General features: G+C 40.2%; 23 protein-coding genes. 10 read left to right on the top strand and 13 right to left on the bottom strand.

The annotated features are described in order from the left end of the window. Positions 1-14: 14 nt before the first annotated feature. The 12 genes from RIC88_RS02185 to RIC88_RS02130 all read right to left on the bottom strand — a co-directional run bounded on the left by RIC88_RS02185 (position 15) and on the right by RIC88_RS02130 (position 15,265). Complete coding sequence (locus RIC88_RS02185) at positions 15-584, bottom strand: cytochrome c oxidase subunit 3 (protein ID WP_350215790.1); 570 nt, start codon at positions 582-584, stop codon at positions 15-17. Continuing rightward, positions 581-1,471, bottom strand: a complete 891-nt coding sequence (cyoE, locus tag RIC88_RS02180; protein WP_350215789.1) for a heme o synthase — start codon at positions 1,469-1,471, stop codon at positions 581-583. Before cyoE ends, RIC88_RS02185 begins: the two co-directional genes overlap by 4 nt. Continuing rightward, complete coding sequence (locus tag RIC88_RS02175; RefSeq protein ID WP_350215788.1) at positions 1,468-2,487, bottom strand: COX15/CtaA family protein; 1,020 nt, start codon at positions 2,485-2,487, stop codon at positions 1,468-1,470. Before RIC88_RS02175 ends, cyoE begins: the two co-directional genes overlap by 4 nt. Then, the gene (locus tag RIC88_RS02170) at positions 2,471-4,333 is read right to left on the bottom strand and encodes a cytochrome c oxidase subunit I (RefSeq protein WP_350215787.1); all 1,863 of its coding nucleotides are present in this window, start codon (positions 4,331-4,333) and stop codon (positions 2,471-2,473) included. Before RIC88_RS02170 ends, RIC88_RS02175 begins: the two co-directional genes overlap by 17 nt. A 6-nt stretch (positions 4,334-4,339) precedes the next feature. Continuing rightward, positions 4,340-5,428 carry a cytochrome c oxidase subunit II gene (locus RIC88_RS02165; protein ID WP_350215786.1) on the bottom strand — a complete coding sequence of 363 codons (1,089 nt, stop codon included), beginning with the start codon at positions 5,426-5,428 and terminating at the stop codon, positions 4,340-4,342. A gap of 15 nt (positions 5,429-5,443) precedes the next feature. Further along, positions 5,444-6,805 (bottom strand): quinol:cytochrome C oxidoreductase, encoded by a 1,362-nt coding sequence (locus tag RIC88_RS02160; protein ID WP_350215785.1) that lies wholly within the window; start codon positions 6,803-6,805, stop codon positions 5,444-5,446. A 9-nt stretch (positions 6,806-6,814) separates the two neighbouring features. Next, on the bottom strand, positions 6,815-7,441 hold the full coding sequence (locus RIC88_RS02155) for a c-type cytochrome (protein WP_350215784.1): 627 nt from the start codon (positions 7,439-7,441) through the stop codon (positions 6,815-6,817). Between the two features lie 2 nt (positions 7,442-7,443). Next, a complete protein-coding gene (locus RIC88_RS02150; protein WP_350215783.1) occupies positions 7,444-7,971 on the bottom strand; it encodes a DUF3341 domain-containing protein in 528 nt (175 codons plus the stop codon). A gap of 45 nt (positions 7,972-8,016) precedes the next feature. Next, positions 8,017-9,393, bottom strand: a complete 1,377-nt coding sequence (nrfD, locus tag RIC88_RS02145) for an NrfD/PsrC family molybdoenzyme membrane anchor subunit (protein ID WP_350215782.1) — start codon at positions 9,391-9,393, stop codon at positions 8,017-8,019. After that, positions 9,393-12,491, bottom strand: coding sequence for a TAT-variant-translocated molybdopterin oxidoreductase (locus tag RIC88_RS02140; RefSeq protein WP_350215781.1), 3,099 nt, complete (start codon positions 12,489-12,491; stop codon positions 9,393-9,395). The genes nrfD and RIC88_RS02140 overlap by 1 nt, the downstream gene beginning before the upstream one ends. A 22-nt stretch (positions 12,492-12,513) precedes the next feature. Next, on the bottom strand, positions 12,514-13,830 hold the full coding sequence (locus tag RIC88_RS02135; RefSeq protein ID WP_350215780.1) for a cytochrome c3 family protein: 1,317 nt from the start codon (positions 13,828-13,830) through the stop codon (positions 12,514-12,516). 151 nt (positions 13,831-13,981) lie between these two features. Then, positions 13,982-15,265, bottom strand: coding sequence for a serine hydrolase domain-containing protein (locus tag RIC88_RS02130; protein WP_350215779.1), 1,284 nt, complete (start codon positions 15,263-15,265; stop codon positions 13,982-13,984). A gap of 31 nt (positions 15,266-15,296) precedes the next feature. Between RIC88_RS02130 and serA the strand changes: the two genes are divergently transcribed. The 4 genes from serA to RIC88_RS02110 all read left to right on the top strand — a co-directional run bounded on the left by serA (position 15,297) and on the right by RIC88_RS02110 (position 19,841). After that, entirely contained in the window at positions 15,297-17,189 is a 1,893-nt protein-coding gene (gene serA / locus RIC88_RS02125) for a phosphoglycerate dehydrogenase (RefSeq protein ID WP_350215778.1), read from the top strand. Positions 17,190-17,264: 75 nt separating this feature from the next. Next, positions 17,265-17,651, top strand: a complete 387-nt coding sequence (locus tag RIC88_RS02120; RefSeq protein WP_350215777.1) for a monothiol bacilliredoxin BrxC family protein — start codon at positions 17,265-17,267, stop codon at positions 17,649-17,651. A gap of 57 nt (positions 17,652-17,708) precedes the next feature. Then, positions 17,709-18,779, top strand: coding sequence for an aminotransferase class V-fold PLP-dependent enzyme (locus tag RIC88_RS02115; protein WP_350215776.1), 1,071 nt, complete (start codon positions 17,709-17,711; stop codon positions 18,777-18,779). A gap of 150 nt (positions 18,780-18,929) precedes the next feature. Next, positions 18,930-19,841 (top strand): universal stress protein, encoded by a 912-nt coding sequence (locus RIC88_RS02110; RefSeq protein ID WP_350215775.1) that lies wholly within the window; start codon positions 18,930-18,932, stop codon positions 19,839-19,841. Here RIC88_RS02110 and RIC88_RS02105 read toward each other — a convergent pair. Then, complete coding sequence (locus tag RIC88_RS02105; RefSeq protein WP_350215774.1) at positions 19,838-20,287, bottom strand: MarR family winged helix-turn-helix transcriptional regulator; 450 nt, start codon at positions 20,285-20,287, stop codon at positions 19,838-19,840. The two genes, RIC88_RS02110 and RIC88_RS02105, sit on opposite strands and share 4 nt — an antisense overlap. 149 nt (positions 20,288-20,436) lie before the next feature. Between RIC88_RS02105 and RIC88_RS02100 the strand changes: the two genes are divergently transcribed. The 6 genes from RIC88_RS02100 to yidC all read left to right on the top strand — a co-directional run bounded on the left by RIC88_RS02100 (position 20,437) and on the right by yidC (position 26,555). Next, positions 20,437-20,973, top strand: a complete 537-nt coding sequence (locus RIC88_RS02100) for an RNA polymerase sigma factor (protein ID WP_350215773.1) — start codon at positions 20,437-20,439, stop codon at positions 20,971-20,973. 35 nt (positions 20,974-21,008) lie between these two features. Next, a complete protein-coding gene (locus RIC88_RS02095) occupies positions 21,009-21,431 on the top strand; it encodes a hypothetical protein (RefSeq protein ID WP_350215772.1) in 423 nt (140 codons plus the stop codon). Positions 21,432-21,433: 2 nt separating this feature from the next. After that, complete coding sequence (locus RIC88_RS02090) at positions 21,434-21,910, top strand: hypothetical protein (RefSeq protein ID WP_350215771.1); 477 nt, start codon at positions 21,434-21,436, stop codon at positions 21,908-21,910. Positions 21,911-21,928: 18 nt separating this feature from the next. Then, positions 21,929-23,029: a TorF family putative porin gene (locus RIC88_RS02085; protein WP_350215770.1), complete on the top strand. Its 1,101-nt coding sequence runs from the start codon at positions 21,929-21,931 to the stop codon at positions 23,027-23,029. 66 nt (positions 23,030-23,095) lie between these two features. After that, positions 23,096-24,715, top strand: coding sequence for a CTP synthase (pyrG, locus tag RIC88_RS02080; protein WP_350215769.1), 1,620 nt, complete (start codon positions 23,096-23,098; stop codon positions 24,713-24,715). 10 nt (positions 24,716-24,725) lie between these two features. Further along, positions 24,726-26,555 (top strand): membrane protein insertase YidC, encoded by a 1,830-nt coding sequence (yidC, locus tag RIC88_RS02075; protein WP_350215768.1) that lies wholly within the window; start codon positions 24,726-24,728, stop codon positions 26,553-26,555. Positions 26,556-26,622 lie beyond the last annotated feature (67 nt).

The raw sequence follows: 26,622 nt of genomic DNA, 5'->3' as shown, positions 1-26,622 counted from the left end.
TTAGGTTTTGTAGGTTAATTATTGAAAATCAAAAATAAGTATAAAAACAACCAAAGTCCACCCAGAAAATGCCAGAATGTGGTACACATTTCTATGCGAAGTAAACTCTTGGAATGTACTTTATAGTTGAATGCTTGCTTTAAAACAATCAGTAAGAAAATCACTGCTCCAATCAAATGAACCACGTGCAATCCTGTGAACACATAAATGAAAGAACTAGCCGGGTTTCCAACAAAATGATACCCTCCATCAACTAGCTGTCCCCAGGCCTTAAACTGCCCAATCATAAATGCAATGGCCAAAACCGCAGTAATGGCTAATCCTATTCGGATGTTTTTAATATTGTTTCTTTTCGCCGAGATATAGGCGAAATGCATCGTCACACTACTCAGGATAATGATCGCAGTAGTGATCTTGAATAATGACGGAAACTCGATGTAAATCCAGTCTCCAATGGACATCTTCACCACATATGCACTTGACAGTGATACGAAAATCATTACCACTGATACCAAAAACAACCACATCGCAAATTTCTGTGGATGCATTGACCTAACCTTACCTGTTTCAATCTCTCCTGTCATATCTTATCTAATAAAAAGGTTATTTGCACAATGGGTAAATAAATAAAAGACCCAAACATAATTCTCCGGGCTTTTTGGTTGCTGGCATCTTTCATTAAGCTAAAGGTGGTAGCAAGAAACAATACCCCACATATAGTTGCCACTACACCACTTGTCAGTCCTGTTAATCCAAATATGGTTGGCAGTAAACCCAGTGGCAATAAAAACAAGGTATACACCATAATGTTTATGGCAGTACTAAGGTCTTTTCCACCCCCACCTGGTAAAAGCTTAAAACCAGCTTTTTTGTAATCTTCATCCGATACCCATGCAATAGCCCAGAAATGTGGGAATTGCCAGATAAACTGAATACCAAAAATGATCATCGCTTCATAGGTGAGCATTCCACTGGCGGCTGCCCATCCAATAAGTGGAGGCAAAGCTCCCGGAATAGCACCTACAAAAACTGCAATTGATCCAACTCTCTTGAGGGGTGTATAAACAAAAGCGTAAAGCAATAATGAAAGAAATGATAGTGCTGTGGCTAAAATATTGGTTGCCAATAGCATTAGAATCAACCCAGCCACGCCGGTTAAAATACTAAACCAAACCGCTTCTTTTTCAGTAATCCGATCAGATGGTAATGGACGATTTTTCGTCCGTTTCATAATCGCATCGTATTGTTGCTCAATGACTTGATTGATCGTAACTGAAGACCCGGATACTAAAAATCCTGCAATCAAAAACAGCATAAAGTTACCCCAATGAATGGCTGACTGACTCGCTAATGCATAACCAAACCCTGAAGAGAATACCACTAAAAATGAAAGCCTCGGTTTAAGTAGCTCGTAAAAAGCTTTCGCTTTAACTCCTGAGGAAATATCGATATGTGAAACGGTAGAATTCACTTAACAAATTTGAGTCGCAAAGTTAAATAAAACAGGTAGCTAAAGATGCCAACTGCCAGAATTAAATGAAGCGGTTGCAGCCAAACTGGAAAATCAAACCGTACCATCCCAATTCCAGCAATCATTGCCAAAAAAACTAAGAATACTAAACGCATACTTAAGTTGATAACCCATACCTGTTCCGTTTTTCTGGCATAGTAGAATATGGCAACTGCACCAATTAGAATTAACCATGAGTATGACCTGTGGATATAAAAGGAATCTGATAAACTTTGACTCCACTCACTCCTGCCAATGGTGGAAATCAGCAAATCATCAATTACTCCACGTACCTCTGTTCCAAGAATCAATTGAGGTATGAATAACAATGTTGTTAATAGACTGACAATAAATAGGTTTTTATCAGGATAAATAGATAGTTCTCTAACTCGGACATTCATCCAGATAAGCATAGCTACAATGACTAAGGCCAATAACATATGAAAGGTTATGAAGCCATGAAGTAGGTTGGTGGACACAACTAAAGATCCAACCCAACCCTGGAAGCCTGTTAAAACAAATATCATGACTCCCATGAAAGGAATCCATTTTGACCTGCTTCGAAAAGCAAAAGCGAAAATCATGTTTAGAAAAACTAGAAACCCTATTAATACGCCAACCAATCGGTTAACATATTCAATCCAGGCTTTGGTTACGTCAAACTCTTGCTCTACAAGGACTGCTGGATCTTCAGTAATTTTTTTACTTAGCTCTTCATAACCGAGTGAATTGAATAAACGAGCAAGACGCTCATTCTTAGTGATACGCTGCTCCCTGAAAATATCCTGATAATTAGCCGGCAGTCCCTCAGCTGTTATAGGGGGAACATAGGAACCAAAGCATTTTGGCCAATCTGGACAGCCCATGCCTGCACCCATCACACGCACAATGCTACCCACCAGGATCAGTACGAATACTGATCCCAGCGTAATTGCATTTATCCTTAAAAAATTCTTTCGGTTAATTAGCCTTTTCAACTCCGCTCAAATCTTCATCCTTAGTTAGCTCGTTTTCATGCTCAAGGTTAGATTCAGGAGTGTGAGAGTAAGGTACAGTTTGCGGAATGAAATCATCCTTTGCTCCTGGCTTACTGTAATCGTATGGCCATCTGTATACATATGGGATAGCTCCAATCCAGTTTCCATGTCCAGGGAATCTTGGAGTTGTCCACTCCATGGTGTTAGACTTCCATGGATTTTTAGGTGCAAGTTTTCCTCTGTAAATAGAATAGAAGAAGTTAAACAGGAAGATAAACTGTGCTGCAAAAGTCAAAATAGCCGCAACACTTACCAATGCATTCAAATCACCATAAATGCTGAATGTCTCAAACGATGTGAATGAATAATATCTTCTTGGGAAACCGGCAATTCCGATATAATGAAGTGGGAAGAATACCAAATAAATTCCTACGAATGATAACCAGAAGTGAAGTTTACCCAGCTTATCATTCATCATCCGACCAAACATCTTAGGGAACCAGTGATAAACCCCGGCAAGCATTCCAAAGAATGCAGCACTTCCCATTACCAGGTGAAAGTGCGCTACTACAAAGTAGGTATCGTGTAAATTGATATCCAGCACGGAGTTTCCAAGGAATATACCTGTCAATCCACCTGATATAAAGAAAGACACCAACCCTATCGAGAATAGCATCGCAGGAGTAAAGACAATATTACCTTTCCACAACGTGGTGATGTAGTTAAATGCTTTAATCGCGGATGGAACCGCAATTACCAATGTTAGGATGGTAAATACTGAACCTAAGAAAGGATTCATTCCTGTCACGAACATATGGTGTGCCCATACGATAAAAGACAAAAATCCAATTCCCAACAATGAACCAATCATCGCTTTATAGCCAAAGATTGGCTTACGTGCATTAGTTGCAATAATTTCTGAAGTGATTCCCAGTGCCGGAAGGATTACTATATATACCTCAGGGTGACCAAGGAACCAGAATAAATGCTGGTACAAAATCGGGCTACCACCTACATTAGGAAGTGCCTCCCCAGCAATAAATATCTCTGAAAGGTAGAAGCTTGTACCAAACGATCTATCAAAGATCAAAAGCAAAGCTGCTGAAAGCAATACAGGGAAAGAAAGCAGACCCAGAATTGCAGTGATAAAGAACGCCCAAATGGTCAAAGGAAGTCTTGCGAAAGACATCCCTTGCGTTCTCATGTTGATGATTGTTGTGATGTAGTTAATACCTCCCAATAGAGATGAGGCAATAAACAATGCCATGGATACTAACCAAAGCGTCATTCCTAACCCTGAGCCCTGTATCGCTTGTGGTAGTGCGCTCAATGGCGGATATACGGTCCATCCACCACCCGCAGGTCCTGTCTCAATGAATAGTGAAATGAACATCACCACACTGGAAGCAAAGAAGAACCAGTAAGACAACATGTTCATAAAGCCTGAAGCCATATCACGTGCTCCAATCTGAAGTGGGATTAAGAAGTTTGAAAATGTGCCACTCAAACCTGCTGTCAAAACGAAGAACACCATAATGGTTCCGTGCATGGTCACGAGTGCCAGATAAAATTCGGCATCCAGTTTACCTGCTTCAGTGATCCACTGGCCCAGTATTGGTCTCATCCATTCCAGACTCATTTCAGGGAAACCCAACTGAAGCCTGAAGATGATGGAAAGACCTCCACCTATTAATGCCCAGAAAATCCCTGTAATCAAGAATTGCTTCGCGATGGTCTTATGATCAGTCGTGAAAATATACTTGCTTACAAACCCCTGCTCGTGATGCTCATCGTGGTGATCATCGTGAGCTAAATCTTCCTGTAGTTGTATATCTGTTACTGACATATCTAATTATTTTGAACTGCTTGCTGCAGTTGTAACTTTTTGTTCTTTCTCAATGTTTTCAATTCCGGCAGCAATTTTCGCTGCTTCTTTCAAATCCTCCGGAACCTGGCTCAAATAGCTCGGATTCTGCTTAAGAAATGTGTTTTCCTGGCTTTCTTTATACCAGCTATCATATTCATCCTGATCCAGGACGGTAATGATACCCTTCATACCGTAGTGGCTTTTTCCACAAATCTTGTTACACACCAACTCGTAGTTAAAATCCGGATTCCCGGTGATCTCTCTCATCTCTGCCGTGCTCACCGTCGGTGTAAACCAAAACTGAGTAGGCATGCCCGGTACTGCATTCATTTGCATTCTAAAGTGAGGATTGTATACACTATGGATAACATCTCTTCCTCTAATCTTCAATAGAACAGGCTTATCTTTAGGTAGAACCAATTGTGTTGGCATGAAATCATCATGACCATTTTGGTCCTCCAGATCAATACCCATCGAATTAATTGCATCAATCTTTCTGAAATCAGAATCTCCTAATGCTCCATCTTTTCCGGGATACCTAAATGCCCATGCATATTGATAACCCATCACCTCGATTAATTCAGCGTTCTCTGGTGCAGGTCCTGTTACTACATTCCATTGCTTCAACCCTGAAATGATCAACCATGCTAGAACGATTGCCGGAACAATTGTCCAGATCATTTCAAGCTTGTTGTTGTGTGGGTAATAGTGAGCTGTATTTGTCTCTTTGTATCGGTACTTCCAGCTAAATCCAAATAGGAATATTTGAGTGACGATAAATACAAAAACTGTAATCGCCATGGTGATCCAGAAGAGATTTTCTGTGATTACCGCATGCTCAGAAGCTATCGGAAGGTTGTAATTATCATATTCCGTCATGGAGAAATAGAAAAAACCTACCACTCCTAATACAAGGAATATAATCATCAACACTCCCTGGAAACTATTCCCTGAAGGCACATGACTTTTGCTTTTATCTTTCTTTACAACATCAACTAAAGTGGTGACGCGGTATGCTGTGAATATCACAGCTATAATGAGAATGACCGCTATAAAAATGATTAAATTAAGCATATCCTATCCCTCCTATTAAATATGATGATGTAAACTTTCTTTCAACATTGGATGATTCTTTGCGAACAAAGGTGCTTTTGAAAGTGCATTAAATGTCACATACAAGAAAGCACTTAAGTAAACCAGTATCAATCCGATTTCAAGGAATCCAAAACCGCTGCTGTCACCGACAGTACCAGGAGAAACCATTAGATAAAAATCTAACCAGTGTCCAAATACAATCGCAGGACAAACAACTTTCAGGATTCTTGTTTGTCTCTTCGAATCTCTAGTCATTAAAACTAAGAAAGGGAAGAAGAAGTTTAGAATTAAATTGATATAGAAAACAGGAGCATAATGATCATCTTTCCAACGCTCCATGAAGTAAATAGTTTCCTCAGGAATGTGTGCGTAATAGATCAATAGAAATTGCGAGAACCATACGTATGTCCAAAAGATGGTAAAGGCAAAAACAAACTTTCCTAAGTCATGAATATGGTTTTCATTCACTACAGAGAGATATCCTTTGTCTTTAAGCATCACAACTATAAACAGCGTGAGAGCTAGACCCGCTACCCACCAGCTGGCAAATGAATACCAGCCAAACATCGTACTGAACCAGTGAACGTCTATAGACATAATCCAATCCCAGGCCGCCATTGATGATGATACGGCAAAGAATACAAGGAAAATGGCTGAAGTAGATCTCATCTTATACCACTGTGTGGTTCCACCTTCTATATCTTCAGCAAAAGCCAATTTTCTAAGCTTTCTAAAAAGTAAATACCAAACTCCAAAAAAGATAACCAGTCTCCCAACCCAGAATAATGGAAACTCTCCACCCTCTAATGGCCAGAAGAAATATGGAGCTTTTCCCTGAACGATTTTATCTCCACCAACTTCAGCATAAAGATCCGCATGCGTCCAGTGGAACAAGTCATGCCCACCTATCAAAAACACAACCAACATCAATACAAATGCGATTGGTAGCCAACTACCGAATGCGAATGGTATCCTTTTTATTCCAGCAGACCAACCTGCCTGTGATGCGTATTGAATTGCAAAAAAGAAAACACCAATAATTGCCAGTCCTGCAAAAAACACATTGTTTATCCAAAGGTTGGAAAGCAATCGTTTTACAGATGGGCTGCTACCATGATGTGCTCCTTCTTCACCATGCCCTTCTTCCGATTCGTCACCATGATCTTCAGCACCATACGGCTCTTCACCATGACCATCGGCAACAACTTCTGCATGATCGCCACCATGACCGCCACCATGATCACCTGATCCCAATGTAAAGTAGCCTAGCACAGAAAGCACCACCCCAACCAATAAGGTTATGATTAAGCGTTTCTTGGCAGTAGCAGTAAATTCAAATCTTTCTTCTGATACCATGAGTAGACTTTAATTCTTCTTTTGCAATTCTTTAACATATCGGGCAATTCTCCACCGATCATCAGGACTTACCTGTGACCCATGAGCACCCATTAAACCTTTTCCAAAAGTGATCACATGAAAAATGTGACCTTCTGTAATCTCTAAATATGCAGCACCATTCAAGTTAGCAACTCCAGCATATGCTTCAGCAACTAACCCATCTGCATTTCCTTCAGCTCCATGACAATGTTTGCAGTAGCTTTCATACAATGCTTTACCATCCTTTATCACACTTTCATCATCAGCAGCAAATGGACTTTCAAGTGTAGCCGCTGCAGTTTCCAGATCATCAATGGTCATACGTACCGGAAGAGGCTGCCCTCTTCTTACGGTGTTTGCCACCGGCTCTCGCATGTTCATTTTAAATTCATTGTATGGATTTGAGTTGTAAAACTCTCCATGCCCGTCTTCTTCGTTCGAATCCAGCCAGGAACCCTCATCCTCATTTGTAATCTGAGTAAGTGGTTCGTATGGGGTAGAGTGATACATTTGAGGAGCGTATTCCAATCCAGTATCATCAACACCAGCTGCACATGAAGCTACAAGTGCTCCAATCGTGATAATTCCTAAATATCTAAGCTTCTTTAGTTGCATTATCAATCAAACTTTTTATTGTTAACCTCTGTAGCTCCACTTCCCTGCAAAACCTTCTTAATGTCTGCTTCAGATTTATCGTTTCTTTCAAGATCAATGGCCATCACATGCTTATCATCTGTGATTCTGATATCATAAATTCTTGGCTTACCCCAAGGCTTCAAATTAGAGATCACAAAGAAAGTACCTACCATCCCGAAAGAAGCCAGTAGTACCGTCATTTCAAAAGTCACCGGAATAAAAGATGGAATTGGAATATAATCTTTACCTCCAATGATCATCGGCCAGTCAATGCCCATCATACCAATCATCATGGTCAATGCCAGACATGTACCTGTAATCCCAAACAAGAAAGCTGCAATAGATAACCAGCTTCTTTTGTACCCTAAGACGTCTTCGATTCCATGAACAGGGAATGGCGAATAAACCTCTTCGATTTTTACACCAGATTCCCGGACTGTCTTGATGGCATCCATCAAAACATCTTCATCATCATAGACGCCCAGTACGTAATTTGTTCCTTGAGACATATTTCTTAATTATATAAATCTACTTAAACACTCCACTTCCCTATCCTATTTACCGCCGGACTGTGTCCGGTCACCAGTTGCTTTAATAATACTTTTTACCTCAGCCATATTAATCACAGGGAAAAACTTGGCAAACAAGAAGAACGCTGTGAAAAACAAACCGAAGGTGAATACATAAACTCCTACATCATACATGGTTGGGTAAAACATCGCCCAACTTGATGGAAGGTAGTCTCTATGTAATGAAGTAACAATAATTACAAATCGCTCGAACCACATTCCAATGTTTACAATAATTGAAATGACGAAGGTTGCTGCAAGATTTGTTCTGATTTTCTTGAACCAGAACAACTGAGGTGAGATCACATTACAGGTCATCATCGACCAGTATGCCCACCAATAAGGTCCCGTTGCTCTGTTTATAAATGCGTACTGCTCAGCCTCTACTCCTGAGTACCAGGCAATAAAGAACTCAGTGATGTAGGCGATACCTACTATCGACCCTGTTACAATGATGATGATATTCATCATCTCAATATGCTGGATCGTTATATAATCTTCTAATTTATATGCCTTTCTGGTTACCAGGAGAAGTGTAAGTACCATTGCAAATCCGGAAAAAATCGCTCCTGCCACAAAGTAAGGCGGGAAGATGGTTGTATGCCATCCGGGGATCACTGAGGTAGCAAAGTCAAATGATACAATGGTATGCACTGAAAGTACAAGTGGTGTGGCTAATCCGGCAAGCACAAGAGAAACGGTCTCATAATGCGACCATGTTTTAGCGCCACCTGTCCATCCGAAGCTAAGTGCTCCGTAAATAGCTTTTGAAATCTTGTTGGTAGCTCTATCCCGAATGGTGGCAAAATCAGGAATCAAACCGATGTACCAGAATACTAATGATACAGAGAAATATGTTGAGATCGCAAATACGTCCCAAAGAAGTGGCGAGTTAAAGTTTACCCACAAAGATCCAAATGTATTTGGTAGTGGCAGTGCCCAATAAAATCCTAACCAGGGACGACCCATGTGTAGTACAGGGAACATAGCAGCACAGATTACAGCAAAAATCGTCATCGCCTCTGAAGCCCTGTTAATAGACATTCTCCAACGCTGACGGAAAAGTAAGAGTACAGCAGAGATCAGGGTTCCTGCGTGACCGATACCTACCCACCATACGAAGTTAGTGATATCCCATGCCCATCCTACTGTTTTATTAAGACCCCACATTCCGATTCCATCCCAAAGAGTAATTGCTACTGCATACCCTCCGGCAAGGAGAAGTGCTAAAGAGACGGCCATAGCCAGCATCCACGTTACCGTAGGTTTCTGCTCTACTCTTCCAGCAATATCCTCAGAAACATCGTGGACTGTCTTTCCACCCGTTACTAAGGGTATCCGTACTTCTGATTCTGCGTGCATTATGCTTCTATTTTATCGTTTTTGTCTTTATTTCTGATTTTGGTCAAGTACCAAACGTTTGGCATTACTCTTAACTCCTCCAGCACATGATATGCTCTATCCTCAGTTGCCTCTACACTTTTATCGCTGTACTTCAACTTCAATGTTTTTGATATTCTGCTTTCCGGATCTTTCATATCTCCGAATACCAACGCATCCGTAGGACATGATTTCGCACAAGCTGTTTGGATTTCACCATCAACCGGTCTTCTTCCCTCCTTCTTAGCATCAAGTTTTCCAGTTTGAATTCGCTGAACGCAGAAAGTACATTTTTCCATAACCCCTCTTGCTCTCACAGTAACGTCAGGGTTCAATACCATTTTACCCAAATCATTATTCATCGGAGTGTTCTTGTCGAACTTAGCATTATCATGGTACTTAAACCAGTTGAATCGACGCACTTTATATGGACAGTTATTCGCACAATATCTTGTACCAATACATCTGTTGTAAGTCATTTGGTTAAGACCTTCGCTAGAGTGTGTTGTAGCTGCAACCGGACACACCGTTTCACATGGTGCATTGTTACACTGCTGACACATCATCGGTTGGAAAGTCACTTCTGGATTCTCAGCAGCAAGTTCTTTCTGCTTAACCTCCATCAGGTTTTTATCATCAGAAGTAAGCTCGTTCTCAGGTCGCTCACTGTAGTATCTGTCGATACGAATCCAGTGCATTTCTCTCCTGTTTAGTACTTCTTCCTTACCAACAACCGGAATATTGTTCTCAGTCTGACAAGCCACTGTACATGTTCCACAGCCTGTACAAGAGTTCAGGTCTACGATCATTCCCCAATGGTGATTCGGGTATTCATGACCTTTCCAAAGTGATACGGCGTGTGGTCTTACCTTCGTTCCATCCGCCTTTGAGATCATTGGGAATGATCTACCGGCTTGAGGGTCTTTTTGGTATTCACCAAGCGTAGACTCCTGAATTACAGTCTCTCTTCCGGAGTAAGTTTGAGCAGTTTGAGTTTGCGCTACTTTGCGCACATCTCCATTTAGTTCAATCGTTGCTTTCCCGGTATAACTAAGTCCTGTGTTAGAACTGCTAATCAGCTGATATGCATTAACACCAACACCATTTCCTACTTTACCAGCCGTAGTTCTTCCATAACCCACAGCTAGACCTACTGTTCCGTAAGCCTGACCTGGTTGAGGCATTACCGGAGCAGTAACTGACTGTCCATTGACGGTAAGGGTTGCCACCTTGTAGTCCATGTCTCCACCTTTCACATCCCATCCATTTTCTCTGGCCTGACGTGGAGAAACAGTTAGGTAGTTATCCCAGCAAGCTTTTGTAATCGGGTCCGGCATTTCCTGCAACCATGGGTTGTTTGCCTGAGTACCGTCACCTACTGAATAATTTGTATAAAGTGCTAACTCCAAATCATCTGATTTAGCTGAGTAACCTTTCAGATTTCCACCAACTACAACTGCATCAACAGACACTGTTTTAGTTGCTGCAGCTGCCTCAACATTGTAGAACCCGTCATGTAAGCATTTATCGAAGAAGCTGGTCACATCACCATCAGCGAATGGCTGCCATCCAGTCTTCACAAATTCGTAATAAGAAGCGTTAATATCAGACCATCTCAAGAAAGATTCCTGAGCCTGTCGTGTATTGAAAATATTTTTAATGGTCGGCTGTGAAAGCGTTATATGCCCTGTCACCGGCTCAAAATCATTCCATGATTCCAAATAATGATGATCAGGAGTAATATACTTCACTGAACTACTTGTTTCATCCATTCGATCTGAAGTCGAAATCGTAGTTTTCACTTTTCCTAAAGAGCTTATCAACTGAGCTCCCATTGGATGATCATATGCAGGGTTACAGTTGTAGAATATAACTGATCCTACTCCTCCTGCTTTTACATCATTTACCAATTGAGCAAATGCAGCATCACTTCCTTTACGTGTATTCACACTTCTGGAAAGATCAATCGTAAATCCGTAGCTCTGAAGTAAATCATTAATAGCAATAACAAGCAGCTGAACATTCTTATCATTCGATCCGCAAACAACCAGCGATTTGCCTCTTGACTTCCAAAGGTCATTGGCCGCTTTCTCAAGCATTACTGAATCTTCAAGCCTTGCAACACCTGTTGTCGCAGCTCCGGCTTTTTGTGCTATAAGATTATATAGGTTAGCAACATACAACCCTTCCTGTGAAGGTTTAATTGGCTGTCTGTAGTCTGCATTTGAACCTGTCAATGAAAGGTTAGATTCAAAAGCATATAGCCTTGACATCTCTTTCTTATCTGGTCCTAGTTTTCTTGTCGCAGCAAATTGTTTGTTATTCACTGCCTGATTTGGCCATGCTCCTAAGAAATCTGCTGTAAAAGAAACGATGGTACTCGCTTTTGAGAAGTCATGGACGGGTAAGCTCCTGGAACCGGTTGCTTCACCATAAGCGTCAAGTAAACCACTGAATGAAACAGGGTCGTACTGAATATGCTCTACATCGCCATATTTATCTCTTAGTGCCTGAATAGCACGTGCTGTGCTCGGGCTACAATTTGAATAAGAAACAATTGAAATCTTGCCGGCGTTGGCTGCAAGCTCAGTTTTAATTCTCCCATCAATGGTTTCCCAGTCTGTGTCTTCTCCTGCAATTTTAGGATTTTGAAGACGCTCGCCATCATAAAGTGAAAGGACTGAAGATTCAACCTGAGTAGTTGTACCTCCCTGGCTGATCATTGAAAGATCATTACCTTCAATTTTTATGGGTCTCCCCTCTCGTGTTTTTACAACTACAGAAGCAACATCGTTACCCATCGCATAGGTGGAAGCATAATAATTTGCTACACCAGGATCAACATCAACAGGTTTGTTTACGTAAGGAATCGCCTTTCGAATTGGCGTCTCACATGCCGCTAAAGAAACAGCAGCAACTCCAAAGCCCATCAATTTCAGGAAATCCCGCCTTGAAGGTTCACCGTTTTCTCCACCATTGATTGGCAAATATTCCGGGAATTCTTTTGAAGCTCTATCTTGGAAATCAGCATTGTTTTCCAATTGCTCCAACCCTTTCCAGTATTTCTTAGTTTCTTTCATTTAGATCAGCTGTTTTCGAATATTAATAGTGACATTTAGCACATTCCAACCCACCGATATCTTCAACTTTCATCGGCTCCTTGCTTTGCTCAGAGTGAAGCTTCACAAGCTTGTCATAATATTCGTTTCCTTTCGTATTTACATCAGTTTCTCTGTGACAATTGATACACCATCCCATGGTAAGGCTGGAGTATTGATACACCACTTCCATTTCCTTGATTGGGCCGTGGCATGTTTCGCACTCAAGATCAGCTACATTGACGTGCTGTGAATGATTGAAATATGCTAAATCAGGTAGATTGTGAACCCTCACCCACTCTATTGGTTTAGTGTCTGTACCGTATGTCTGAGTCGCAGGATCATAATCGATCGCTGCGTAGATTTTTGCAATTTCATCTGAAACCCCATCTTGTCCTCCAACATTCTTGATTTGTGAGTGACAATTCATACAAATGTTTGGAGAAGGGATGTTTGCTGATTTTGACTTGTTCACACCTGTGTGACAATACTGACAATCAATTTCGTATTGTCCGGCATGCAATTCATGAGAGAATGCAATCGGCTGTGTTGGTTGATAACCTTGCTGTACACCTATTGTGAATGCGCCATCAATCAACGTTTTCAAAACAATGATTGTGAAAACGAATATCACCAGGCCAACAAAATTGTTGCTCTTCAGAAATGCTCCAACATCAAATTGCTGCGAAACCACTTCCTGCTCTGCTTCATCTAAGCCCTTAACATCCTTAAGATGCTTAACAAGCGTTCTGGCGGCAATGATCAGCGCTACAACCGCGAGTGCTAATACAACCACCAAAATGATGATGATGGCCATTAAATAAGATGATGAAATAGAATCACTACCTTCATCTCCTACATTCCCAGTATCACCAGGATCAGGGGGAGGTGGGCCTTTTGCTGTTTCAGCATTTATATAGGCAAGAATCTCCATGACCTGCTGGTCACTGAATGGAAATGCCTGCATCAAAGTTTGATTGTATTCTTCGTAAAGAGCTACTGCTTCAGGATCCCCATCGGCAATCATTGCCTGTGAGTTTTTAATCCAGGAGTTCAGCCACTCAACCGATCTGCGCTCAGTTACGTTATTAAGCGCTGGACCAATTCGTACTTCCCAAATTCTATGACAAGTTGTACAGTTAGTCTTGAAGGTAGATTCCCCTGCAGCAATTACGCTTTCGTCAGTGGGTATTTCCTGAGCTTTAAGACTCAGGGTGATAAATATTCCTAAAGCAAGGCTCAGAAATATTCGGGTTAGATTCGGTGTTGTTTTAAACATGTATTCCGATGGCTTGAGATCAAACGCGTACAAAAGTAACATTGGGTTGTTGTTTTTCAAAGGTGGGTTTTTACCCTACTACCCACTTACTTACTATGCTTTTGTAAGGTGTTGTATTTCAGGATCTTAATTATGAATAAAATCAAAAAATTCACCTTATTTAGAATTATTTTAAATAACTAAAACCAATTGTTTATTTGGTGATTTCGACAGGGTCAGTATTTTCCCTTAGGCCTCCGTTGAGGTAATCATATAGAACCTGATGAATGCTTGGTCGCACGTTGAGTTCGTAAAGTGCTCGCTTTGTTCTGGACGGGTAAACCCGATTGGTGAGGAAAACGAAAATCAACTCATTTTCAGGGTCGCCCCAGGCAAGCGTCCCCGTGTAGCCTGTGTGACCAAAACTTCTAAAGCTTGCGCTTCTCGCCACACTGCTTCGAATAGAGTCATACTCCAGCAATGGCATATCAAAACCAAGCCCTCTTCTATTTTGATTGTTTGGATATTGAGCAGTAGTAAATAGTTGTATGGTTTGTGGCTTTAATAATACTACAGAATCAACCTTTCCATTATTGATAAACAGATTAAATACTTTGGCTAGATCTTCAGCATTACTAAAAAGCCCCGCATTTCCGGAAATTCCCTTCATCATGATCGCCCCCTCATCGTGCACTTTCCCGTGTATCGGCTCCATCCGAAAAAACGTATCAATTTCTGTTGGGACGATCTGCTCCCGGGCAAACTTCTCAAGTGGATTGAAGGTTAGGGTACTTGCCTGTAATGGTTCATAAAAATGAGTCTCCAAATATGTCTGATAGGAAGTATCCGTCAGATTTTTCACCAACTCAGGAATGAGGTAAAAAAATAAGCCTGAGTAGCGATACTTTTTTTCATCTGAAACATCACTTTTTCGAATCATCTTTTTAATTCTCGAATAAAAATCGCTGTGCAGATACAGGCTGTCAGAAAGTGGAAATGGATAGTCCTCATCTAATTGATCTGAAACGGTTCGGTTTCTAAACTTTCCGTTCTTCCTCCTGGATTCCTGATGATATGGAATCCAAGGGTAAAGTCCTCCTTGATGAGCTAATGCCTCCCTGAAGGTCACGCGTCCTACTTTTCTACCCAGCTTATCAATATGATCTCTGATTTCGTCTTCCAGATCAATGTGATCATCTTCATATAGTTTCATCATCGCTAGTGTACCTCCGACAACTTTGGTAATGGAGGCTAAATCATAAATATCGTTGACGGCAACTCGCCTTATCGAATCATAAGTATGATGTCCGTATGATTTCAGAAAGAATAGACTGTCAGCCTTGCTTGCATATACAACGCACCCGGGAAAAGCCTCCTGGTTTATCGCTTCATAGACGATGCTATCAATTAAATAGTGAAGCTTTTCATAAGATTGAGCGTTAGCGAAAACACTCAAGAAAAAGAAAATAAAAAATAAGGTGCCTTGGAGCTTTTGCATGTTCTATTTTTGATGCTTATCCGTTTAATCAATGAAGCAAATCAAATATTTTATTATTGATTTTGATAGCACATTTACGCAAGTAGAGGCATTGGATGTACTAGCTGAAATCTCTCTCAAGGATAACGAAAATCGATCGAAAGCCATTGAGGAAATAAAGACTATTACTGATCAGGGAATGGAAGGAGGAATTTCGTTTCGCGAATCACTGAAGAGACGCATTGATATCCTTCAGGCTAACCAAAAAGATTTGCCTGAATTGGTAGAACGACTCAGTAAATTGGTCTCACCGTCTTTTCAGCGAAACACTGAGTTCATCAATAAGTACCGGGAACAGATTTACATTGTCTCAAATGGCTTCAAAGATTTCATTGTTCCAATTGTTGAAAAGCTGGGCATAAAATCCACCCATGTTTATGCGAATGAGTTTGAATATGACACAGATGGAAATATTATAGGCTTTGATGAAAACAATATACTATCAGGCAACAACGGGAAACCTAAACAAATTGAAAGTCTGAAACTGGATGGAGAAGTGTTTGTGCTTGGTGATGGATTTACAGATTATGAAATAAAAAAGGCCGGTCTTGCGCACAAGTTTTATGCTTTTACGGAGAATGTGCGAAGAGAGAAAATCCTGAGCGAAGCGGACCATGAAGCTCCTTCGCTAGATGAGTTTTTATTTACTCAGAAGCTGGAAAGAGCCCACTCCTATCCTAAAAATAGAATAAAGGCACTTTTATTAGAGAATATTCATGATGGGGCTATCCAAAGACTGAGAAAGGAAGGCTATCAGGTAGAAGTTTATCCTTCCGGCATGACTGAAGATGAACTTGCGGAAGCCGTCAAGGATGTGAGTGTCTTAGGCATTCGCTCCAAAACGATTGTAACCAGAAAAGTACTTGAAAATGCCAAAAGACTATTGTCTATTGGAGCTTTTTGTATCGGCACTAATCAAATAGATTTAGTAGCTGCGCAGCGAAAAGGTGTCGCCGTTTTTAATGCTCCCTTTTCAAATACTCGTTCCGTAGTGGAGCTTGCTCTTGCAGAGATCATTTTGTTGATGAGAAACCTTCCAGATAAAATGAATCAAATGCATCAGGGGAAATGGAACAAATCAGCCTCTGGAAGTTTTGAAGTAAGGGGAAAAACACTTGGGATAATCGGATATGGTAAAATCGGCTCCCAATTGTCTGTTTTAGCGGAATCAATAGGCATGAATGTCCAATACTTCGATTTGGAAGAAAAGTTGGGATTAGGTAATGCAAACCCTTGCTCAACATTGGAAGAACTTCTTAGCACTTCGCATGTGGTGAGCATCCATGTGGATGGAAGATCAGAAAATGAGTGGATGATTGGAGATAAGGAGTTCGGTCAAATGAAAGATGGGGTGGTATTCATTAACCTAAGCAGAGGTCACATTGTAGACATTGATGCGCTTAAAAAATATATAGATAATGGTAAGATTCATGGCGCGAGTGTCGATGTTTTCCCGGAAGAGCCATTGAGCAATGATCATCCGTTCAAATCCCCACTTATGGGCCTCAGGAACACGATTCTAACTCCTCATGTAGGCGGTAGCACACTGGAAGCACAGGAAAATATTGCTGATTTTGTTCCATCAAAAATCATCGAATACATCAATACAGGTTCGACGACTAACAGTGTGAATTTTCCAAACATTACTTTACCTAGCCTCAGCCAAGCTCATCGTTTTATTCATATACATAAAAACGAGCCGGGGGTATTGGCGGACATTAATAATGTACTCGCAAAACATGGCATCAATATTGGAGGTCAATACTTAAAGACTAATGATATTATCGGGTACGTTATTACGGATATAGATAAGAACTATGATGAAGAGGTAATAAAAGACCTGAAATTGATAAAAGGCACCATTAGATTCAGAGTTTTATATTAAGTTTAAAGCAAATTTTAGATAAAACCACCCAACCTAAGGAGCTTATTTTGACGTTTATAAGCTAAATTGTAAATAATGAGTTATCCGCTTAATTGGAAATCGCTTAGTACTAAAGATCAATTCGACCAATTGGTAGAGAATTCGAGAGAGAAGCCTGCGCTAATTTTTAAGCACCGGCCTTCATCTCCGGAAAGCACACATGCCCTCGAACAATTGGAAAGAGATTGGACTATTTCTCCGGAAAATCTGGATCTCTATATGCTTGATGTCATGAAGGAAAAAGACATTAATGAGGTAGTAACAGATATGGCCGGAGTAATCAATGAATACCCACAGGTTCTGCTGTTTGCTGATGGTGTGACCATGTATGACGAATCAAGGGAAATGATCAGTGTCAAAAAAATCAAGTTGGCATTGAAGATCATAAACAGAACATTTAAATGGATGGAAACAAGGGTGTAAAAATCACTTATTCATCTTTTAAAATTTAAATTGCTCTTTCTTAAAAGAGCTTTTTTTATGTCTAACAAAATCTACTTCACCCCCGGTCCTGCTCAACTGTTCTACACTTTTGAAGAGCATCTCAAAAAAGCACTGTTTCTTGATATTCCTTCTATTTCTCATCGAAGCAGTACATTTATTGGAGTTGTGGAGGAAACCACTGCTGCGCTAAAGGAGCTCTTAGAAATACCCAATGGTTATAACATCTACTTTCTCAACTCTGCGAATGAAGCCTGGGATAGAATCATTCAAAACCTGGTAGATCAAAACTCACATCATTTTGTGAATGGATCATTCAGTCAAAAGTTTTACGATTTTGCGCTATCCTACAATAAAACAAGCACAATAACGAAAGTTGAAGATGGGGCAGCTTTTACCAATTGGGGAATTCCCGAAGAAGCAGAACTGATTGGGATTACGAAAAATGAAACGAGTGTAGGGCATAGTTTTTTAGAGGAAGAAATTGCATCCTTAAGAAAAAAAAATCCTGATAAATTAATTGCACTTGATATAGTAAGTGCCACTCCTTCGCTTCCAATAGATTTAAGTCAGGTGGATACAGCCTATTTCTCCGTTCAAAAAGCCTTTGGGCTACCACCTGGTTTGGGTGTTTGGATCGCAAACGAAAAATGCCAAGAAGTTGCGCTTAAAAGAGCAAACAATACATCTATCGGTTCATACCGGGCTCTTCCTAACCTCAAGAAATTTGGTGATAAAAATCAAACACCTGAAACACCTAACATGCTGTTCATCTACTTGTTAGGTAAAATCGCACAGGATATACTACAAGCCGGCGTTCAGCGCATGAGGAATGACACCACCTATAAGGCTGCTATTCTCAATCAGGCGATCGAAAATCATCAGCTGTTAGATCATTTTGTAGCCTCCAAGGACCATCGATCCAAAACAACGATCGTTGCAAAAACAAATGATCCTGAAAAGTTTATTCAATTTTTTGAAAAAAGAGACATCATCCTCGGCACAGGGTATGGTCCGCATAAGAAAAATCATATCCGTTTTGCAAATTTCCCAACTCATTCAAAGGAATCTGTAGAAATGGTATGTGATTTATTAGAAAAAATAGAATAATATTCTGATTAGGTGAAACTTTTTGGGCTATTCATAGTATTAATTTCTCAACATGAATATTTAAAGAAAAAATATTTTGAAAAAGAGAATTTAAATATTGATGAAAGTTTATTCAACTATACCTTTGCACTTAAATAAACACCCAGAGCATTGATCGCACCACTAAAAAAAGTAATTGTTTGCCTAGACCATACGGACATGGATCAAGGCCTTATTGAGAACGCATGCGCTTTAAGCAAAATCGCCGGCACCACTCAGATCACATTTCTAAACATCATCAAGGATTTTAATCTTCCCGATTCTGTACTAAAAGAATTTCCGGATTTACTGGACAAAGCATTGGAAGAGCGAAGGAACGAAATCAAGGGGTTGATCAAGAAGCATTTTAAGTGTGACGTTCCAACTAAAATAATGGTTAGGCAGGGAGGCGAAACCAAGGAGATACTCAATGCCGCTAATGAAATCAATTCAGATTTGATCGTCCTTGGACGAAAAAAAGTAAGCGACTCTGTTTTAAGTACACGTATCGCCAGAAGATCTCCGTGCAACCTGCTGGTTATACCTCAAGGTGAGAAATTAAAGTTTGATAAAATATTTATCCCGGTAGACTTCTCAGATTATTCAGCTCTTTCATTGAAGCGTACACTTCTTTTGACAAAGGATTTGAAATCCAAAATCTATCTTCAAAACGTCTATACAGTACCATCTAGTTATAGATATTCCGGCAAGTCATATCAGGATTTCTCTGAGATCATGAAAGGCCATGCTATTAAAGACCTGGAGGTATTAATCAAAAAAGCTCAGAAACAAGAACAGGAACTTATTCCTGTCACCACCCTCGATAAGGATGGAAAGGTCATTGACCTAATCCTAAAAGCTGCTGCTCAAAAGAAAGTGGATATGATTGTCATGGGTGCAAAAGGAAGAACAGCAACTTCAGCTTTGTTTATTGGTAGTAAATCAGAAAGGATGATCCGAATAAATGATAGCATTCCTTTGATGATTATCCGCAAGAAAGGTGCTGTTGCAGGCATTTTGGAGACGCTTAAAGACTTAGGTTAACTCCTCATCTTATCGAGAAGGGAGTTTAAAGTAGCAGCTTCCTTCTCAGTTAACTTACTGCTTCCTCTCTCCCATTCTGTCATTTTCACGTCCATTACCTCCAGTAAATTCAAGCCCTTTTCTGAAATTAATACGTCCACAGCTCTCCTGTCTTCGGAGCATTGTTTTCTTTTCACTAAGCCCTTTTGTTCCAGCTTATCAACAATTCTGGATGCGTTAGAGCTTTTATCCAGCATGCGATCGATCAATAGATTAACGGTGGCAGGTTTGGGATACTGCCCTCTCAGAATTCTCAGGATATTGTATTGTGGCGTAGTAAGCCCGTGTGACTTAAAGAGTTGAAGTTGCTGTTGGTGGAGCCATGCATTCGTATAAATAATATTAATAATAGTCTTTTCATATTCACTATTAAACTTTTCCTGTTTGATGTCTTCTGAGATACCCATACACTTAAATTAACAAACAAAATAAATACAATTACATTAGATGTAACAACATACCTTAAAGAAAGGTTACGTTATGATAATAAATCACATCTAAAATTAAACCATCAACTAACTTTAACATCTAAGTGATGGAATCCACCTGAAGTACATTGGAAGAACAAATTATAGCAAAGATTCGGAATGATGAGACTCGAAATTACGGGTTCAATCTTCTGGTGCGTGAGTATCAGGAAAGAATCTACTGGCATGTAAGAAAAATGGTAATCGATCATGATGACGCAGATGATTTGGTGCAAGAGATTTTCGTTAAAGTCTGGAAAAACCTCGGGAAGTTTCGAGAGGATTCAAAACTATATACATGGGTTTATCGCATTGCTACCAATGAGTGTTTGAATTTTTTGAAAAAGAAGAAGCGTAGGTTTTTTATACCTATACATGATCTGGAAGGTGAATTGACTGAAAAGCTAACCAGTAGTTTGGAACCAACAGGAGATGAAGTTCAGATGAAACTTAATAAGGCGCTTTTAAAGCTTCCTGATAAACAGCGTCTGGTTTTTAATATGAAATATTTTGATGAGATGAAATTTACGGATATAGCTGAGATCACCGGGACAAGTGTTGGGGCTTTGAAAGCAAATTACCATCATGCCGTGAAAAAAATTGAAGATTTTATTAATGGTGATTAAACCTTTTAAAATTATTATAATCTAAGGAGTACGTGATGAAGTATAAACTTGACGATATCGACAAAAAGGAGCAATTCAAAGTGCCAGATGGCTACTTTGAAGATTTGCCCATGAGAATTCAGAAAAGAATTCAAGTGGAAACTCCTGTGAGTAGAAGTAAACGCACTGCCTGGAGTCTTGCAATGGCGGTATCACTGCTCTTCATTATCGCGTATGTTTTTATTATTCCTGATGGTGATCCTACCGCTGAAGAATTGCTTGCTGAGGTTTCGCAAGATGAGCTGATTGCCTATCTCGATGTGGTGGAGTTAGATGAATATGAGCTTGCAAGTGCTTTTGAAGGCGATGACGAGATCTTTGATTTCGAAGACACAAATGTTTTGGATGGAATAGATATGGATGACCAAGCCATTGATGATGTGCTTTTAGAATATGATTTAGAATACGAATACTTATAAAGATGAAAAAATTACTGACATTAATTGGCCTTTTTGCTTGCCTCAGTACTTTGGCTCAAAGCCCTGAGGCACTGGAGAAAATAGAGGCTGCCAAGATTGCTTTGATCACTGAGCGTCTAGAATTAACCCCGGAACAGGCTGAGAAATTTTGGCCTATTTACAGGGAGTTTGGAAAGCAACGACAGGAAATCAGGCGTGATTTTGACAATGCCAGAAAAAGCTTCGACCCCAATAAAGCATCCGAAGAAGAGAACAAAAAGATGCTAGAGATGGCTAACCAGGTAAAAGAACGACAGCTTAAACTTGAACGAGCCTATTCAGATCGTATTCTGAAGGTCATTTCCACAAGACAGCTTAACAACCTGAGGAAAGCAGAAAATGATTTCAAGGAAATGTTGCTGAGAAGAATAAGGGCGGAACAAATGAAACGTCAAAAACAGCAAAGGAATGACGGTCGTCTGAAGGATCGACGAAATTAAACCAACTTACCCTACCTGATGCATCGAACAGTCACCATATTGGTGCTGCTCCTATTAGCCTTTACTTCCAAATCCCAGGATACGCTAAGCTATGCCGAGCAGCTAAAAGCCATTGAAGAGGAAATGGATTCTTTATCTATTTTCAATTTGATTGACAGCTTGTTTACGCTCGATATCAAACCGAAAAGTGAGCTTAATATCAGGTTTGGATTCACTACTAATGTAACCAGTGCCGGCAGGGATTATGAAATTAGCCAATCCGGTATCTCTCCAGGCCTTTCCTATTATCATAAATCCGGCTTCTATAGTGACTTAGCTGGTTACTGGAATAGTGGGATAGAACCCAACTATAACCCCACGGTATTCTCAGTAGGATATTTAGGCACTTTCAACAACCCGAATTGGAGCTACACCATAGATGCGGAAAGATGGTTTTACAATCCAAAGGACTCTTCAGATAACCCACTTACATATTCAGTAGGTAGCTCAATTAGCTATGATTTCAAATGGGGATTTGCATCAGTTGATTATTCCCTTCTTTTCGGAGAAGAGACTGCCAACAGGATTATCCCAAATATCACTGGAACCATAAATCTGGGTAAATGGTGGATTTTTAAAAGCATCAACTTATATCCTTCGGCAAGTATGATGATCGGTAATAGTGATATCACTCAACTAAGGATTTCAAACCGTGAGATTAGTGACCGGAATGCAGATCGTATACTTAGGTTGACAACCTTTGCAAACCTGACTGATGAACAAAAAAAATACGTTGGTACTATAATCATCAGGGCCTATAGGAATGGCTCCATTACTGAAGACACCAGAAACCAATTGCTTTTAGATTTACGTAATTCCGCGAACTTGTCCGATGAAGATCAGGTGGCTCTTCAACAGATTGTTAATGAAGGGTATGAGGTTACAGAATATATAGACAGCAATGAATTTGGAATTTTGAACTATGCTTTTACACTTCCTTTATCATTAAAAACAGGTTCTTTCTATTTCCTGTTTAGTTATACGTATAGCATTCCGGTACAATTACCTGGAGAATTTATTGAGGTTGATCCAATCGGTTATTTCGGCGCTTCAATTTCTTATCGTATTCCTTTTAAATAATCGGTTACTTAAAAGAATAAAAACCTACCTTTGCGTCCCGTAACGAGAAAAAGGAAAACGCTCTTCATGTCTAAAACGAAATACATCTTTGTTACGGGCGGTGTAACATCATCCCTCGGCAAGGGAATCATCGCAGCATCTCTCGGTAAGCTACTACAAGCCAGGGGATTATCCGTAACCATTCAAAAATTTGATCCCTATATCAATATTGATCCCGGGACTTTAAACCCTTACGAGCATGGGGAGTGCTATGTGACCAATGACGGAGCGGAAACAGATTTGGATCTCGGCCACTACGAGCGGTTTCTTAGTATAGAAACTTCGCAGGCAAACAATGTCACCACAGGACGAATCTATTATAATGTCATTCAGAAAGAGCGACAGGGAGAATTTTTAGGGAAGACTGTTCAGGTTATCCCTCACATCACGGACGAGATCAAAAACAATATCTACAAACTTGGGGAAACCGGAAAATACGATATTGTAATTACTGAAATAGGAGGCTGTGTTGGTGATATCGAATCGTTACCATTTATTGAAGCGGTTCGTCAGGCAAAGTTTGAACTAGGTCCTTCAAATAGCATTTCCATTCACCTGACTCTAATCCCCTATTTGAAGGCCTCAGGTGAGTTGAAGACAAAGCCCACTCAGCACTCCGTAAAAGAACTTCTGGAAGCTGGGATTCAACCTGACATCCTGGTATGTCGATCGGAGTATCACATAACACAGGAAATCAGGAAAAAGCTTGCATTGTTCTGTAATGTTCCTATCAATTCCGTTATTGAAGCATTGGATGCTCCTACCATTTATGATGTTCCTATTCTGATGAGAAAGGAAAAGCTGGATGAGCGAGTCCTGACCAAATTCAAGATGCCTTACAAGAAGGAGCCGAAGATTGACAAGTGGAAGGAGTTTCTTGGACGGCTTAAGAATCCAACCGATTCTGTGACCATAGGACTGGTAGGTAAGTATGTTGAATTGCAGGATGCCTATAAATCCATTGCAGAATCATTCATTCACGCCGGAGCAGCCAACGAATGTAAGGTGAATCTAAACTGGATACATGCTGAAGAATTGGATGGTGAAAATGTACATAAAGAGCTGAGTGGACTGGATGGAATTTTGGTAGCTCCAGGGTTTGGTGAGCGTGGTATTGAAGGTAAAATCTATGCGGTTCAATATGCCCGTGAGAATAAAATACCCTTCTTTGGAATTTGCCTTGGCATGCAATGTGCGGTTATTGAATTCGCCAGAAATGTAATTGGTAGTAAAAAAGCCAACAGCACAGAAATGTCAAAAACCTCCTACCCGGTCATCGACCTGATGGAAAGTCAGAAAAACATCAAAAATAAGGGTGGTACGATGCGACTTGGAGCTTATGTTTGCGACCTAAAAAAAGGAAGTAAGGCGTACGGAGCTTACGGAACAAAGAAAATCATGGAACGTCACCGTCATAGATATGAGTTTAATAACAAGTATCTGGAAGATTTTGAGAATGCCGGCATGATTGCTACCGGTATCAACCCGGACACAAATCTGGTTGAAATTATGGAGATCAAAGATCACCCTTGGTTCGTAGGAACACAGTATCACCCCGAGCTAAAATCAACCGTAATGGATCCGCACCCTCTTTTTGTGAAATTTGTAAAAGCATCCCTGGATTTGAAGAAAAGTCAGGCGATCTAATTCTAAATAAATGGACAGAAATCAATTTATAGGACTAATCCTAATGTTTGCCTTATTGGCAGTTTATTTTACATGGTTTGCTCCAGAGCCGCCCGCTCCGGAACTGTTAACCACTCAGGAAGAACCAATAGCCGAAACAGTAGCTGAAGCTACCTCATCGGATACAGCTAACATCACTTCAACACTCCCCGCAATCTCTGATTCAGCACAAGCAACGCTGAACACTCAGAAATATGGAGACTTTGCGTTTGCCGCTAGTGGGACAGCCTCGACAAAAACCATAGAGAATGATGAGCTCATATTAACGCTCACTAATCAGGGTGGTAGAATTAAAGAAGTAGTTCTTAAAAAGCATAAGGACTATTTAGGTAATCCTCTGGTTCTGGTAGATGGGTCTAAATCAAAGTCAGACCTTATTGTAGATCATAATGGAAAAAAGGTAAACCTTTCAGACCTGACATTTGTACCTAACATCACGAAAATTGGTGGAGACACAACACAGATTTCATATGTATTGAGTAATGGCAGTTTCTCCATTATCCAAAAATACCTTCTCCCTGCAAAAGGCTTTGAAGTTGCTTATAGCATTGAAAGTAAAAACCTGAATACGGTTCTGAACCCAACAGATGTCAACTACAACTGGAACCATGCCATCAACCGGGCAGAGAACAATCTCGAAGATGGTCGGTATAACAGTAACGTTCGATATTATCTGGAAAACGGCGATTATGATGAACTAGCAGAACGAAGCAATGAGTTCGAAGACGAAACGCTTGGAGAGCTGGTGAAGTGGGTTTCTTTTAAGCAAAAATTCTTCACAGCCGCTATCATTGCAAATTCATCTTTCCGATCCGGATATGTGAGTCAGACTGTAGATTTCGGAGATACGACCTCTGTTAAAAACCTCTCTATGCAGATGCTGATTCCATATTCAGATTTTGCAAATGGATTTGGTGCTCGCTACTATTTCGGATCTAACAATTACGACATACTTAAGAAGGTAGCACCTGAATTTGAAGAAAACCTGGATATGGGATGGGGTCCTCTCCCACTCGTGAATAAGTATTTAATCATTCCGATTTTTCACTTTCTAGAGCGATTCTTTACCAACTACGGAATCATCATTTTGATTATTGTAGTGGTTATTCGAATTATTCTCGCTCCGCTAACCTGGAAATCTCACATGTCTATGGCTAAGATGCGGGCAATGAAGCCTGAGTTAGATGAGATCAAAGCTAAGCATGACGGAGACATGCAAAAAGCCCAGCAAGAACAAATGAAGTTGTATCAGCAGGTTGGGATCAATCCTGTTAGCGGATGTATTCCAATGTTGCTACAAATGCCAATTCTATTCTCATTGTTCTTCTTCTTTCCCAATGCGGTAGAATTAAGACAACAGTCATTTTTATGGGCACATGATTTGTCTACCTATGATAGTGTGCTTAGACTTCCATTTGAAATTCCTTTCTATGGAGATCACGTAAGTTTATTCACCCTACTCATGACACTTTCAACCATTCTTTATACATGGAGTAACAGTCAGATCACAACGGTACAAGGGCCAATGAAAACTCTTCAGTATATGATGCCGATCATGTTCTTGTTTGTCTTGAACAGCTACGCATCCGGTCTTACTTTCTACTATTTTGTGTCCAACATGGTAACCTTCGGGCAGACCATGCTCTTCCGTAAGATTATCGATGAGGATAAGATTCACGCCTTACTACAGGAAAACAAGAAAAAGAACTCCAACAAGAAGAAGTCGAAATTTCAGCAGAGACTGGAAGATGCGATGAAGGCCAATCAGGAAGCTCAGAAAAAGAGTAAAAAGAAAAAATAGGTTGTTGATAACCACACTAAAAACCTTGGTTCTAAGTAAATAAATCAAGGTTTTTCTTTTTACGTAA

Origin of the sequence: Ekhidna sp. (assembly GCF_040220215.1) — a bacterium.
Taxonomy (GTDB): domain Bacteria; phylum Bacteroidota; class Bacteroidia; order Cytophagales; family Cyclobacteriaceae; genus Ekhidna.
This window is presented reverse-complemented; position numbering and strand designations above follow the sequence as displayed.